The organism is uncultured Roseobacter sp. (assembly GCF_947488185.1).
In the GTDB taxonomy this organism is placed as follows: Bacteria; Pseudomonadota; Alphaproteobacteria; order Rhodobacterales; family Rhodobacteraceae; genus Roseobacter.
Genome location: NZ_CANKYM010000004.1, coordinates 81,898 through 94,874 on the forward strand (window position 1 = coordinate 81,898; position 12,977 = coordinate 94,874).

Below are 12,977 nucleotides of genomic sequence, written 5' to 3' on the forward strand. Positions count from 1 at the left end.
CCGCGGCAGCAGAATCAGGCCAGTTCCGGCGTGATGTCCAGGCTGCCCTTGGTGGCGTGGCTGTAGGGGCAGACCTTGTGGCCACCTGCAATAAGGTCCTCTGCCACGGCGGCCTCGACGCCGGGCAGAGCGACCTTGATTTTCACGTCGAGACCAAAGCCAAGATCCTCGCGCGGGCCGATGCCGACGGTGACATTCACCGAGGCGTCGTCCGGCACGTCGATCTTGTTCTGGCCGGCGTAGAACCGCAGTGCGCCGAGAAAACAGGCGGCATAGCCAGTGGCAAAGAGCTTTTCGGGGTTCAACGCATCGCCGCCTGCGCCGCCCAGCTCCTTGGGCGGTACCAGACTTGCGGTGAAGCTGCCGTCATCGAGGGACGATGTACCTTCGCGGCCGCCACCCGTGGCTGTGGCGCTTGTGCTGTAGAGGATTTTGGTGGGCATTGGGGTGCTTCCTTTTTAATCGAGCACGTTAATATCGTACACGATATAAACAACAGACTCGATTTTGTCAACCTTGCGATTAAATCGTCCGCGACCTAAATTGCCAGTATGGCAAACGATCCGACTCCCCCGACCACGGCTGACCCGATGGCGCCGATGCTCTGCTTTGACCTCTATGCGGCGTCGCAGGCCTTTACGCGTGTTTACAAACCGTTGCTGGCGCCGCTGGGTCTGACCTATCCGCAGTACCTGGTGATGCTGAACCTCTGGCCCGACAGCCTGCTGAGCGTGGGGGAGATCGGGCGGCGGGTGAGCCTGGAGAGCAACACGCTGACACCTCTGATCAAGCGGCTGCAAGAGGCCGGGCTGGTGACCCGCTCCCGCGATCCCGACGACGAGCGCCGCGTGGTGGTGGCCCTGACGGATCAGGGGCAGGCGCTGGAGGCGCAGGCCGCCCACGTGCCGGGCTGCATTCTGGAAGCCACCGGCATGCCACAGGCGGAGATCGAAGCACTGCAAAGGACCCTGCGGGGTCTGACCCGCACCATGCTCGACGCCGCCGCATCAAAATAGGCTTCCCAATGGCGGGGACATTTGCGATGCAGCAATCAAAGCAAGGGCGCATGGGATGTAAATAGAGTTTACATCCCCTATATTGCGGGTAAGCCGCACAAAGGAGATCGGAATGGCCGCACTGGCACGGATGCTGTTTATCGGGTTCATCGTCCTGACAATCATCTACGTCTGTCTGTCCTTCTACTCACGGTCCGTCCGGCGCGGTAAGCTGGAGGCGGAATGGGATGAAGCCAGAGGCCCCGGCGATCGCGAGAGTTTCGTGCGGGCGGGGCTGCAGGACTACGACGGTTCGCTGCGCCGGAAACTCATTCTGGGCGTCTATGTGATCCCGTCGATTGCCATTGCCTTGCTCATCTATTTCACGAATTTCGCCTGAGGGGGCTGATCCATGTTTTACGTCAAATGGGGTTTCATCATCGCCTTCTGGCTGCTGATCGCCTCCTTCTTTCACTACACGCTGCCGCAGGTCGACATCGCGCGGGTCACGGATACCTATGAAAAGCGGATCGACCCCGGCGAGAACCGGCTGTTCTGGGCACAGGCGGATGCGGGGTCTGACCCCAATGCGATCAGCCGGGATGTGTTCTTTATCCAGACGCGCCGGGCCGACGGCACGGTGATGGTCTACCGGAATGAGGACACCGGCTGGGGCTGGCCGCCCTATTTCAAATTCGACACCTCGAACCTGCAGGCGGAAGCGGCGGATGCGAAATCAACGGCTGCGGCGCCGCAATACGTGGCGATCCGGCACTATGGCTGGCGCAACGAGTTCTTTTCGATCTTCCCCAATGCGATCTCGGTCTGGCCTGTGGACGGGCCTGAGGCCAGCAAACCGCTGCCCTGGCTGAACGCGCTGATCCTGCTGTTCCTGGCGGCGATCTTCTATGGCATCTGGGTCCGCTGGCGGCGTTTTCGCCAGGCACGGATCGACCCCAAATTGGAAGAGATGCAGGACAGCTGGGAAGCCACCGAAGACAGCATTGCCGAGAAACGCAACCGCTTTCGCCGCTGGTGGGCGGCCAAGCGGCGGGGCTACTAGCCTCAGGCTTTTGCCAGCATCCGCCCCAGAGGACGCCCGCCCAGGATGTGCACATGCAGATGGGGCACGTCCTGCACACCGTTTGACCCGGCGTTTGAAATCAGACGAAACCCATCGCCTGCCGTGAGGGCGACACCTTCCAGCCGGCACACCTCGGCAATGGCGCGGGTATAGTCGACGATTTCTGCTTCCGACGCCTCGGACGCGAAGTGATCGTAGCTGACGTAAGCCCCTTTGGGGATCACCAGCACATGGGTTGGCGCCTGCGGATAGAGATCGCGAAAGGCGAGGCTGTGGTCGGTCTCCAACACGGTTGTATTGGGAATTTCGCCACGCAGGATTTTGGCAAAGATATTCTGATCGTCGTAGGCGTAGCTCATTGGGAATCCTTAGTCGGCAAAGAGGTGTGGACTGTCGGCGATATCGCGTGCGGCGTCTTGCGGGATGGACAGGAACTGCGCAAGGGCCTGCGCATTGTCGTCCAGATCACCGCTTTCACGGATGCGGGTGTAGTTCTTGAACTCTGCATCCTTGATGCGGTCACTTTCGAACACCATGTCATTGCGAATGGTGGGCAGCAGCCGTTCCAGCGTTTCGGTAGAGGTCTGTTCCCCCGCAAGGCCGACCCGCATGGCATGGCCGATCAGATACTCGTCGGTAAAGCTGCATTCGATTTCGAGCAGGCGGGTGACGGAACGATCCGCCGCAAAATCCTGCAAAAGCTCGATGTTGCCCGGATCCATGCAGACGATCATGCGGTCAGTTTCATAGTAGTCAAAGAGCATCCGCATCAACGCCCGGCGGTGGCGGGTACGTTTTTCGAGGCTGGTCTGGATGCCACCCAGATCGGGCAGGGGCGTGTCCTCTTCGTTGAAGAGGTATTCGACAGCAGGCACATTGGTGGTCTGCCGGATGCGGTCCAGCACCCGCTTGGCCACATGCCACTTCTTGCAGACCACAACGAGCAATTCCCGTTCGCGGCCCAGCGTCGATTCCGTTTCCCAGAACCGCGAGGCAAAACGGCGTCCAACGCGCCCACGTCCGGTGAGGAATTTGAAGAGGCTTGGTCCCTCGCCGGAAATCTGGAAATCCACGCCCGAGGCGGCGTAGAGCAGGCCGAGGCGGCGTTTCAGGTCGCTGGCCTCGGGGCTGATCTTGCGGGCAAAGAGGTAATCCTGACTGATCAGCATGTCGTAGTGATCGTTGTAGAAGGTCACCGGCATCCCGTAATCGGTGAACATCAGGAAGGTCAGGGTGCGGCTGCGGATTTCCGTTTCCGGCACCAGATGGGGCACGACGGTCTGGAAAAAGGTCTCGTCCGGAATCCACGTGGTTGCAAAAAAACGCATCACGTCACGGCGCTCTTTTAGGAAATCCAGCATTTTTTCGACGGTCTCCCGCCGCAGGCACCACCATTGGCTGCCGATCCTGATCTGGATGTCATCGGGCAGTTTGCGATCAAGCTTCAGGCGCCGTTGCAGGTCCATCGACGCATAGAACAGATGCTTGTGTTTGCGTTCGTTGAAGAAGTGACGGTATATCAGCCGTTCCTCCTTCATGCCGGTCTTGATCCAGTCGCTTTCGAAATAATCGAAGCTCTCGATGAAATCCGCGTCGTTTTCATCGAGAAATTGGTGGGTGTATTCAGCTGTCTTGATCGCCATGCAATCGCCCGACAGCATATAGAAATGCGTCGCGCGCGGGTACGCATCCACCGCCGCCTGAACAGCGTTCAATGTGGCCTGTACCAGGGACCACTCCCCCCAACCGCATTTCACGCGTTTGCGTGCAAAGGTCACGTTCGCATTTCCGTTCAATGCTTTGCGGATTTTTTGGTAATGTTCTGGATTGGCGCGGGCATCGAAGTGGATGGCCATGTAGTCGCCAGCCGCAGTTAATTTCTCCGCCTGCCGGATGATGGCATCGGGGTCTTTATGGCATAAAAGGATAAAGGCGATCTTTGCCACGTTTGATTTGATCTGCTCTTATTGTTGCCACTCTATATGTTGATAAGCATGAAGGCTCATTGAATAAACCGAAATTATTTGCTTTTTTCTAACCTAACATCGTCAAAAGCCTCAAAACGGGCGGACCGGGCAGGAGTTAAACAGTATGGGTTTCCCAGGAACCTGGATGACCACCAGTGAAAGCATGGTGTACCGCGTGGTGCCCAAATGCGCCTGTTCGACCATCGGTCAGATCATGTACTATTCAGATCACGGCGTATTTTTCGACGGGGACATCCATGATGCGAAAGAGGGGCTGCACAAATGGGCGCTGGACGATAGTCAGACCCCGATCACCGAAAATGTGCAGCAGCATAAATCCTATGCTTTCACCTGTGTCCGGAACCCCTACACGCGCATTCTGAGCTCCTTCTTCGACAAGATTTGCGGTATTCAGCGCAATGGCAAACGGTATCGCGGCAATCTGGTGCCGGTGTTGGTGCAGAAATACGGGATTGATGTGGGGGGCGATGACGGTCAGGAGGAGTTTGACCAGATCGCGTCGTTCCGGCGGTTTCTTCTCTTCGCGCGCGACACCATCAAATTTCGTAAACCCATGGACCCGGACATTCATTGGTCGGCGATGTCAGGCCATGTCAGCACCTTTATCGTAAACGGCGGCACATACGACAAGATCGTCTGGACGGAGAGTTTCAACGACGGCATGCAGGAGGTTCTGAATGCGATTGAGACACCGTATCAGATTAAGCTGGATGAGGTGCCGCGCTTTAACGAAAGCGAAGGGCATGGGCCCAAGCGGGCACATCCGGTTGAGGCGTATTTCGACGATCTGTCGATGCATCTGGTCTATGAGATCTACAAACGGGATTTCGAGCTCTTCCGGTATGATTTCGAGAACCCGGGCAACAAGATGCCTGTCTCCGAGATCGACCTCGATGAGGTGCACGCCAAGCTGGGGGACTGATCTGGCAGGTTATCGGCCGTCGAAAGGACCCAGAAGGCTGGTCCGATGGTGCACCTGAAAGATGTGGTTATAGAGTTGCGCCACCCACTGCTTGCCTTCCATCGTATGTTCCAGATGGTTCAGGGCCGGACCGATCAGCGGCTGCACCTGCGCCCAGAAGAAATCGGGAAATTTCTCCATCAGGTCCACCGCGCTTTTGTAACCAAGCTGCTCGGCCATGCCGGTCTCCTCGAACTCCAGGTAAAGCGCGCCGATTTTGCGGTGATAAAACGGATCCGCCATCTGGCCGATCAGGTCGGCCGCCCGCACCAGCGCCGGTTCGCTGGTGGTAGAGCCATAGTGCGCATCGTCAGGCACCGGGAAGCGGGTGTAGTCGATGGCCGCTGCAATGCGTTCTTCGTCAATCAGGGCCGAGTCGGCAAACCGCTGGCGGGCGTACATCATGCCCCGGTCCACGTGATAGGGTGCGAGGTAAGCGTCGGAGGCCCCACGAGGCGGGGTGATGGTCTTGCCTGAAGGATCAATGACCACCTTTGATCCGACATCCCCCTTGCAGATATCGCGCATGTATCCGACGTCGTGCAGAAGCAGGGCGACGATGTAGTGCAGCCAGTCGCAGGGTTGCAGGGCTTCGGTAACCAGACGCCCGCGTATGATCTGCTGACCCACAAGCGTTACCATGATCGTGTGTTCGGCGTTGTGATAAAGCGCGTCGGAATTGGCCAGCCGCTCCAGCACCATCTTGGCGCATCCGTTTATGAAGGCAGCATATTCCGGTTCTCGTCCGGAAAAATACTGCAGGAATGTCTCCGATAGGTGGTCGCCGAAGGAGGACGCCAGCGTTGCTGTCGGGTTGAACATCTGGACCTCCCGGGCCTGCATTATCCGCCTTGCATACACTATTTTTCTGTAGACGCCTACGTGTACAGGCCATGAAGGGCACAAGTGTCCATGTGGGGCGGCTTGCGCGTGGAGATCGCAGGCACTACATCTGCGCCCATGGCCCAGGTGAAATCCGCATCCAAGTCCGATCCGAACTATAAGGTGGTCGCCGAAAACCGGCGGGCACGGTTCGACTATGCGATCGAGGAAGATCTGGAATGTGGGATCATTCTGGAAGGCTCGGAAGTGAAATCCCTGCGCGAGGGCGGGGCGAACATTGCCGAAAGCTACGCCGCCGTGGAAGATGGGGAGCTGTGGTTGGTCAACAGCTACATCGCCCCCTACAAGCAGGCCAAGAGCTTTCAGCACGCGGAGCGGCGTCGGCGCAAGCTACTGATCTCGCGCAAGCAACTGGCTGACCTTTGGAATGCCACCCAACGCAAGGGCATGACCCTTGTGCCCTTGGTGCTCTACTTCAACCACCGTGGCATGGCGAAGATCAAGATCGGCGTCGCCAAGGGCAAAAAGCTGCACGACAAGCGTGAAACCGCGGCCAAGCGGGACTGGTCACGTCAAAAGTCGCGTCTGATGAAAGACCACGGATAGGCAAAGGTGGCCTGAAGCCCACCTTACCTGCAGGCGGTGAGCGCCGTGGTAGACAGGTAGGGTGGGCTTCAGGCCACCCGCGCGCAAGCAGGCTTGCCACTGTGGCTGGCGGAGGGTACCCAGAAGCCGATCTGCACAGCTAGGAGAATCTCATGTCCGATGATCCGAAAACACTGGTTTCCACCGCGTGGCTGGCCCAGCACCTGAAGGATCCAGATCTGCGGATACTCGACGCATCCTGGCACCTGCCTGACGCTGGCCGCGATCCGAAGGCGGAATATGATGCGGCGCATATTCCAGGGGCGCGGTTTTTTGATATCGACGAGATTTCCGACCACCGCTCCGATTTGCCGCATATGGCGCCTCCGGTTGAGAAATTCATGTCCCGGCTGCGGGCGATGGGGGTTGGCGACGGCCATCAGGTGGTGATCTATGATGGCGCCGGTTTGCTCTCGGCTGCGCGGGTCTGGTGGCTTTTCCGGCTGATGGGGCAGGAGAATGTTGCCGTTCTGGACGGCGGCTTTCCCAAATGGCAGGCTGAAGGTCATCCCATCGAAGACATGCCCCCGGTCATTCGGGACAGGCACATGACTGTCCGTTTCCAGAACCATCTTGTGCGGGACGTGACACAGGTGTCTGCCGCGTCGAAGCTGGAGGACCATGTGATTGTCGATGCGCGGGCAGCCGCGCGGTTTCGGGGGGAAGCGCCCGAGCCGCGCGAAGGCCTGCGGTCCGGTCACATTCCCGGCGCGCGCAACGTACCCTTTGCTGACCTGCTGAACGCCGACAGCACCCTGAAAGATCCCGAAGCCTGCCGCGCGGTTTTCGAAGCCGCGGGCGTAGACCTCGACAAGCCGATCATAACCTCTTGCGGGTCGGGCGTGACGGCGGCGATCCTCGCCCTGGCGCTGGAGCGCATGGGGCATCTTCAGTGGTCCGTCTATGACGGCTCCTGGGCCGAATGGGGGATGTTTCCCACCGTACCTGTCGCAACCGGAGACGCATGATGTTTGAAAGCCTGAAAACCCGCCCTGCCGATGGCATTCTTGCCCTGATGCAGATGTACAAGGACGATCCGCGCCCGACTAAGATCGATCTGGGGGTGGGTGTCTACAAGGATGCAACGGGCCTGACGCCGATCATGCGGGCCGTGAAGGCGGCCGAACACCAGCTTTGGGAAGCGCAGGACACAAAGGTCTATACCGGCCTCGCTGGTGACCCGGCCTTCGCCGATGCGATGATCGATCTGGTGCTGCGCGACGCGGTGCCCCGTGACAGTGTTGCGGCGGTGGCCACGCCTGGCGGGACGGGCGCCGTCCGTCAGGCGTTTGAGCTCATCCAGATGGCGCGGTCTGATGCACGGGTCTTTGTCTCTGACCCCACGTGGCCAAACCATCTGTCCATTCTGGGCTATCTGGGCATCGAAGTAGTGAACTATCGCTATTTCGATGAGGACACGCGCGGCGTCGATTTCGACGGGATGATCGAGGATATCAAAACGGCCAGGGCGGGGGACGTTGTTCTGCTGCACGGCTGCTGTCACAACCCGACGGGCGCTAACCTGAACATGACCGAATGGCGCGCCGTTGTCGACGTGCTGCTGGAAACCGGCGCGGTGCCGATGATCGATATCGCCTATCAGGGCTTTGGCGATGGTTTGGAGGAGGACGCCGCGGCCACCCGTCTTGTCGCCTCTTCCGTGCCGGAATGCCTGATCGCGGCCAGCTGTTCCAAGAATTTCGGGATTTACCGGGAGCGCACCGGCCTCTTGATGGCGGTGAGCCACAACACCGAAGCCCGCAAGCTGCATCAGGACACATTGGCCTTTCTCAACCGGCAGAACTTTTCCTTCCCGCCGGATCATGGCGCGCGTCTGGTGACGATGATCCTGAATGACGACGCGCTGAAGGCGGATTGGATGGCGGAGCTGGAGGAGGTGCGGTCCAGCATGCTGGGCTTGCGCAGTCAGCTGGCGAGCGAATTGCAACGGCTGTCGGGCTCTGACCGATTCGGGTTTCTGGCGCAGCACCGTGGGATGTTTTCCCGCCTTGGCACCACGCCGGACAAGGTGGTCGAGATGCGGGAGAAGCACGGGATTTACATGGTCTCGGACAGCCGGATGAACATCGCCGGGCTGAACGAACACACAATTCCGATTCTTGCCAAAGCGATCATCGATGCGGGTGTCTGACTTGCCTTGAGACGATGTGACGGGACCCGGAGCCACCGGAAACGTCGCTCTTCCCCCCCTCGCTGCGAACAAAGAGAAACCCGGGCGCGGACGCCCGGGTTTTTGCTTTTACAAAGGTGTTCAGCTCAGCCTTTGGAGAAATCTGGATAGGCTTCCATGCCCAGCTCTGACGTGTCGAGACCGTTGATCTCCGCCTCTTCGGAGACCCGGATACCCATGGTTGCCTTGAGGATGAACCACATCACACCCGAAGCGACGACGGTGAAGATACCCACCACGAAGATCGAATAGATCTGAACACCGAAGGAGGCATCGGGGTTGGTCAGGACCACTGCGATCGTGCCCCAGATGCCGGCGAAAAGGTGCACAGGAATGGCGCCGACCACGTCGTCGATCTTGAGCTTGTCGAGGAACGGTACCGCGAAGACCACGATGACACCGCCAACAGCGCCGATCAGCGTGGCAGACCCCAATGTTGGTGTCAGCGGTTCGGCTGTGATGGAGACCAGACCAGCCAGCGCACCGTTGAGGATCATGGTGAGGTCGGGCTTTTTGTAGAGAAGCTGCGTCAGGATAAGGGCAGCCACTGCGCCACCGGCAGCAGCGGCGTTGGTATTGGCAAAGATGCGCGACACGTCCGCGACATCACCCACTGTGCCCATGGCCAGCTGCGAGCCGCCGTTGAAACCGAACCAGCCCATCCACAGGATGAATGTCCCAAGCGTCGCAAGCGCGAGGTTGGAGCCCGGCATCGGGTTCACACGGCCGTCCTTGTATTTGCCGATACGCGGTCCGAGGATCAGTGCGCCTGCCAGAGCCGCCCACCCCCCGACGGAGTGCACGACCGTGGAGCCCGCGAAGTCGAGGAAACCCATCGCGTCGAGGAAACCACCGCCCCACTTCCAGGAGGCCTGCAGCGGGTAGATCACGGCGGTGAGCACGATCACGAAGATCAGGAAGGGCCAGAGCTTGATGCGTTCGGCCAGCGCGCCGGACACGATGGACGCCGTGGCCGCACAGAACATCAGCTGGAAGAAGAAGTCGGAGCCGGTAGACGCGTAGCCATAGTCATCGGCGGCGTCAGACGTCACGCCAACGGCCTCCAGAACGCCCGGACCCCAGACGCCGGAGAGGACGCCGTCAACCATCCACGTGCCGAGTGGATACATCAGGTTGTAACCAATCAGGTAATAGAAGATCGCCGCCAGCGAGAAGAGCGCCATGTTCTTGGTCAGCTGCATCGTGACGTTCTTGGAGCGGACAAGACCAGCCTCCAGCATGGCGAACCCTGCCGCCATCCAGAAGACGAGGAAGCCGCCGATGAGGAATAGGAGCGAGTTGAAGATAAAGACCGAATCCGTAGACGGATTAATGCCGGGCGTCGGGCCGTCCTGGGCCAGCCCGAGGCTGGGCAGCGCGATCAGCGCGGCAGCGGGGGCAAGTGTGTTGAGAAGCTTCATTGTACGTATCCCTGGTTGATGCGCAGCTTTACAGCGCGTCTTCGTTGGTTTCGCCGGTGCGCACACGCACGGCCTGATCGACGCTGAGGACAAAGATCTTGCCATCGCCGATCTTGCCGGTCTGCGCGGTCTTGGTGATGGTATCGACGACCTGATCGACCACGCTTTCGGCGACCACGATCTCGATTTTGACCTTCGGCACGAAATTCACGGCGTATTCAGCCCCGCGGTAGATTTCAGTGTGGCCGGACTGGGAGCCGAAGCCCTTGATTTCCGTGACCATCATGCCGCGCACACCTGCTTCGGTCAGTGCTTCGCGCACCTCCTCCAGCTTGAACGGCTTGATTGTTGCAATGATGAGTTTCACCTCGTGTCCCCTTCGCTTGGCAGACGTATCTGCAATGTTTGCGCCTGCAGAAAACGCCAGAGGGCAGCAGACATGGAAGTTTCTGGGCGGAGTCGCGACGGAAAACGCAAGCCATGTGCCCAAGAAATAGTCACGTTGGGGATATTGCATAATTATTAGGCATATATTTAATCATGTTTCTGCACATGAGCGCCTCAACAATTTGGTGCAGAGCCGCTAGACTGCGCAAAACAACAGTGAGCCGGGCAGGTTCTTCATGAGTGATTCACGTAAAGGCAGACGACCGCTGGTCGCTGACAAGCGCTACGCTGCGCAACCGACAAAGGCGCGCAAGACCAAGGCGAAACCCAAAGCCAAACCGAAGCCGCGCAAGACAGCACGGCGCAAAGCCCCTGCGCGGCGGCGGGGCGGGATCATTGGCCTCATTCAGCGGCTTTTTGCGTGGCTGCTCCGGCTGATCTGGCGGGTGGTGTGGCGCGTGGGTGCCGTAGCCTGCCTGATGCTCGGGCTGATCGTGGGGTACTATTACACGACCCTGCCCGATGTGACGGAGCTGTTGGACGGGCGCGCGCGCGGGTCTGTGACATTGCTGGACGATTCCGGTCAGGTCTTTGCCTGGCGCGGGGATCAGTTTGGCGGCGCGATCACGGCAGACACCGTCTCTCCCCATCTGCGCAATGCGATCATTGCTACCGAAGACAAGCGCTTTTATCGGCACTTCGGTCTCAGCCCGCGCGGGATCGCCAGCGCCGTGCGCATCAATCTGAGTGAAGGGCGCGGGCCACTGTCGGGGCACGGGGGGTCGACGATCACGCAGCAGGTGGCCAAGCTTTTGTGTCTCGGTGTGCCCTATGATCCAACGGTCCAGACCGAGGCGGAATACGAAACCGAATGCCGGCGCGGTACGATCAAGCGCAAGGCTTCCGAGGCGGTCTACGCGTTGGCGATGGAGGCCAAGTATTCCAAGGATGAAATCCTTACGATCTACATGAACCGGGCGTTTTTGGGGGCCGGGGCCCGTGGCTTCGAGGCCGCGAGCCAGCGGTATTTTGGCAAATCCGCCGCCAATGTGACCCCGGCGGAATCCGCAATGCTTGCAGGTCTGCTGGTCGCCCCGACGCGGTTTGCACCAACCAATGACCTGACACGTTCGCAGAACCGGGCGGCAACCATTGTCCGCCTGATGAATGAGCAAGGGTACCTCAGCGATGCTGAGGCCCGCTCCGCGCAAAACAACCCTGCGGAACTGTCTGAGGCGGCAGAGGCACGGGCAGGCGGTTATTTTGCCGATTGGGTCATGTCCTCCGGACCGGAGTTCTTCACCCGCAAGACCACCGAGGACGTGATCATCAAAACAACGCTCGATCAACGCATCCAGCGCGCCGCCGACGAGGCCATGCAGTGGGTGTTCGAGAACAAGATTCGCGACGGAAGCAAGGCGCAGGCCGCGATTGTAGTGATGTCGGCAGATGGGGCCGTGCGTGCCATGGTCGGGGGGCGCAAGACCAAGGTGGCAGGGGCGTTCAACCGGGCGGTACAGGCCAAGCGGCAGACCGGGTCGGCGTTCAAGCCCTTTATCTATGCTGCCGCGCTTGATCTGGGGTATTCGCCCAATGACACGGTGACTGACGAGCCGCTGACGATCGATATCCCCGGGTCCGGCCCGTGGTCGCCGCGCAATTACACCAACCGGTTTTACGGCAAGGTGTCCCTGACCCGTGCGTTGGCGGACAGTCTGAACATCCCGGCCGTGAAGGTTTCAGAATTCGTCGGCCGCGATCTGGTGCGGCAGGTGGCCAGTGATTTCGGTCTGGAGAGCGATCTGGCGGCTGGTCCTGCGCTGGCCTTGGGGGCGTCGGAAAGCACGCTGATCGAGATGACGGGCGCCTATGCGGGCATTCTCAATGGCGGGTCTTCGGTTGAGCCATATGGATTGGTCGAACTGCGCCTGATGGGCGAGGACGAGCCTTTGATGGGCACCGGCGGCGGGATCGGCGAACGCGTTGTACAGGAACCTGCCGCGCGGCAGCTGATTTACATGATGGAAAAGGTTGTTTCCCAAGGAACCGGCGCGCGGGCGCAATTCGGCGGACGTCAACTGGCGGGTAAGACCGGCACAACGCAGGCCGCGCGGGATGCATGGTTTGTAGGTTTTTCAGCCGACTACGTTGCGGGCGTGTGGATGGGCTATGACGATAACACCCCGCTGACTGGTGTGACCGGCGCTGGCCTGCCTGCGGACATCTGGCGCGAAACCATGTCGCGGGTACATGAAGGTGTGCCGCTGAAACCCCTGCCGATGATGTCGCCCTCGCAGGCAGGCGAGGTGCGTGACCCGTCAGGCGGACAACAGGGTGGCGGTGGCGGCGCCGTTGGTATTCTGGAAGGGCTTCTGCGCGATATTCTGGGCGGCGGCAACGACAACGGCCGCGAACGGCAGCCCAATGTCAGCGGCAGCGATCGGTAACCCGCCACTGCCGTT

Annotated in this window: 14 protein-coding genes; 8 read left to right on the plus strand and 6 right to left on the minus strand. The window is 59.8% G+C overall.

The window, feature by feature from the left end; translation table 11 throughout:
* Window positions 1–14: 14 nt before the first annotated feature.
* Window positions 15–443, minus strand: a complete 429-nt coding sequence (locus Q1A52_RS15980; RefSeq protein WP_299860494.1) for an organic hydroperoxide resistance protein — start codon at window positions 441–443, stop codon at window positions 15–17.
* A gap of 108 nt (window positions 444–551) precedes the next feature.
* Here Q1A52_RS15980 and Q1A52_RS15985 point away from each other — a divergent pair, with 108 nt between their 5' ends.
* From Q1A52_RS15985 to Q1A52_RS15995, 3 genes are all read left to right on the plus strand, one after another.
* Window positions 552–1,016: a MarR family winged helix-turn-helix transcriptional regulator gene (locus tag Q1A52_RS15985; protein WP_300017544.1), complete on the plus strand. Its 465-nt coding sequence runs from the start codon at window positions 552–554 to the stop codon at window positions 1,014–1,016.
* A gap of 112 nt (window positions 1,017–1,128) precedes the next feature.
* A complete protein-coding gene (locus Q1A52_RS15990; protein WP_299779326.1) occupies window positions 1,129–1,395 on the plus strand; it encodes a hypothetical protein in 267 nt (88 codons plus the stop codon).
* 12 nt (window positions 1,396–1,407) lie between these two features.
* Complete coding sequence (locus Q1A52_RS15995) at window positions 1,408–2,058, plus strand: DUF1523 family protein (protein WP_195821398.1); 651 nt, start codon at window positions 1,408–1,410, stop codon at window positions 2,056–2,058.
* A gap of 2 nt (window positions 2,059–2,060) precedes the next feature.
* Here Q1A52_RS15995 and Q1A52_RS16000 read toward each other — a convergent pair whose 3' ends face one another.
* Both Q1A52_RS16000 and Q1A52_RS16005 read right to left on the minus strand, forming a co-directional pair.
* On the minus strand, window positions 2,061–2,438 hold the full coding sequence (locus Q1A52_RS16000; RefSeq protein ID WP_299860505.1) for a histidine triad nucleotide-binding protein: 378 nt from the start codon (window positions 2,436–2,438) through the stop codon (window positions 2,061–2,063).
* A gap of 9 nt (window positions 2,439–2,447) precedes the next feature.
* The gene (locus Q1A52_RS16005; protein WP_300017547.1) at window positions 2,448–4,025 is read right to left on the minus strand and encodes a DUF5928 domain-containing protein; all 1,578 of its coding nucleotides are present in this window, start codon (window positions 4,023–4,025) and stop codon (window positions 2,448–2,450) included.
* Window positions 4,026–4,170: 145 nt separating this feature from the next.
* Here Q1A52_RS16005 and Q1A52_RS16010 point away from each other — a divergent pair, with 145 nt between their 5' ends.
* Window positions 4,171–4,989, plus strand: a complete 819-nt coding sequence (locus Q1A52_RS16010) for a sulfotransferase family protein (RefSeq protein WP_300017550.1) — start codon at window positions 4,171–4,173, stop codon at window positions 4,987–4,989.
* A gap of 9 nt (window positions 4,990–4,998) precedes the next feature.
* Here Q1A52_RS16010 and Q1A52_RS16015 read toward each other — a convergent pair whose 3' ends face one another.
* On the minus strand, window positions 4,999–5,850 hold the full coding sequence (locus Q1A52_RS16015; RefSeq protein ID WP_299826458.1) for a hypothetical protein: 852 nt from the start codon (window positions 5,848–5,850) through the stop codon (window positions 4,999–5,001).
* Between the two features lie 138 nt (window positions 5,851–5,988).
* Between Q1A52_RS16015 and smpB the strand changes: the two genes are divergently transcribed.
* The 3 genes from smpB (at window position 5,989) to Q1A52_RS16030 (ending at window position 8,668) form a co-directional block, all read left to right on the plus strand.
* Window positions 5,989–6,477, plus strand: a complete 489-nt coding sequence (gene smpB / locus Q1A52_RS16020; protein WP_300017553.1) for an SsrA-binding protein SmpB — start codon at window positions 5,989–5,991, stop codon at window positions 6,475–6,477.
* Window positions 6,478–6,629: 152 nt separating this feature from the next.
* Window positions 6,630–7,484 (plus strand): 3-mercaptopyruvate sulfurtransferase, encoded by an 855-nt coding sequence (sseA, locus tag Q1A52_RS16025; RefSeq protein WP_300017556.1) that lies wholly within the window; start codon window positions 6,630–6,632, stop codon window positions 7,482–7,484.
* Window positions 7,484–8,668, plus strand: a complete 1,185-nt coding sequence (locus Q1A52_RS16030) for an amino acid aminotransferase (protein ID WP_300017559.1) — start codon at window positions 7,484–7,486, stop codon at window positions 8,666–8,668. Before sseA ends, Q1A52_RS16030 begins: the two co-directional genes overlap by 1 nt.
* Window positions 8,669–8,793: 125 nt before the next feature.
* Here the strand turns inward: Q1A52_RS16030 and Q1A52_RS16035 are convergent, their stop codons facing one another.
* Complete coding sequence (locus Q1A52_RS16035) at window positions 8,794–10,128, minus strand: ammonium transporter (RefSeq protein ID WP_300017562.1); 1,335 nt, start codon at window positions 10,126–10,128, stop codon at window positions 8,794–8,796.
* A gap of 28 nt (window positions 10,129–10,156) precedes the next feature.
* Window positions 10,157–10,495: a P-II family nitrogen regulator gene (locus Q1A52_RS16040; RefSeq protein WP_195821407.1), complete on the minus strand. Its 339-nt coding sequence runs from the start codon at window positions 10,493–10,495 to the stop codon at window positions 10,157–10,159.
* A gap of 256 nt (window positions 10,496–10,751) precedes the next feature.
* Here Q1A52_RS16040 and Q1A52_RS16045 point away from each other — a divergent pair, with 256 nt between their 5' ends.
* Window positions 10,752–12,962, plus strand: a complete 2,211-nt coding sequence (locus Q1A52_RS16045) for a transglycosylase domain-containing protein (RefSeq protein ID WP_300017565.1) — start codon at window positions 10,752–10,754, stop codon at window positions 12,960–12,962.
* Window positions 12,963–12,977 lie beyond the last annotated feature (15 nt).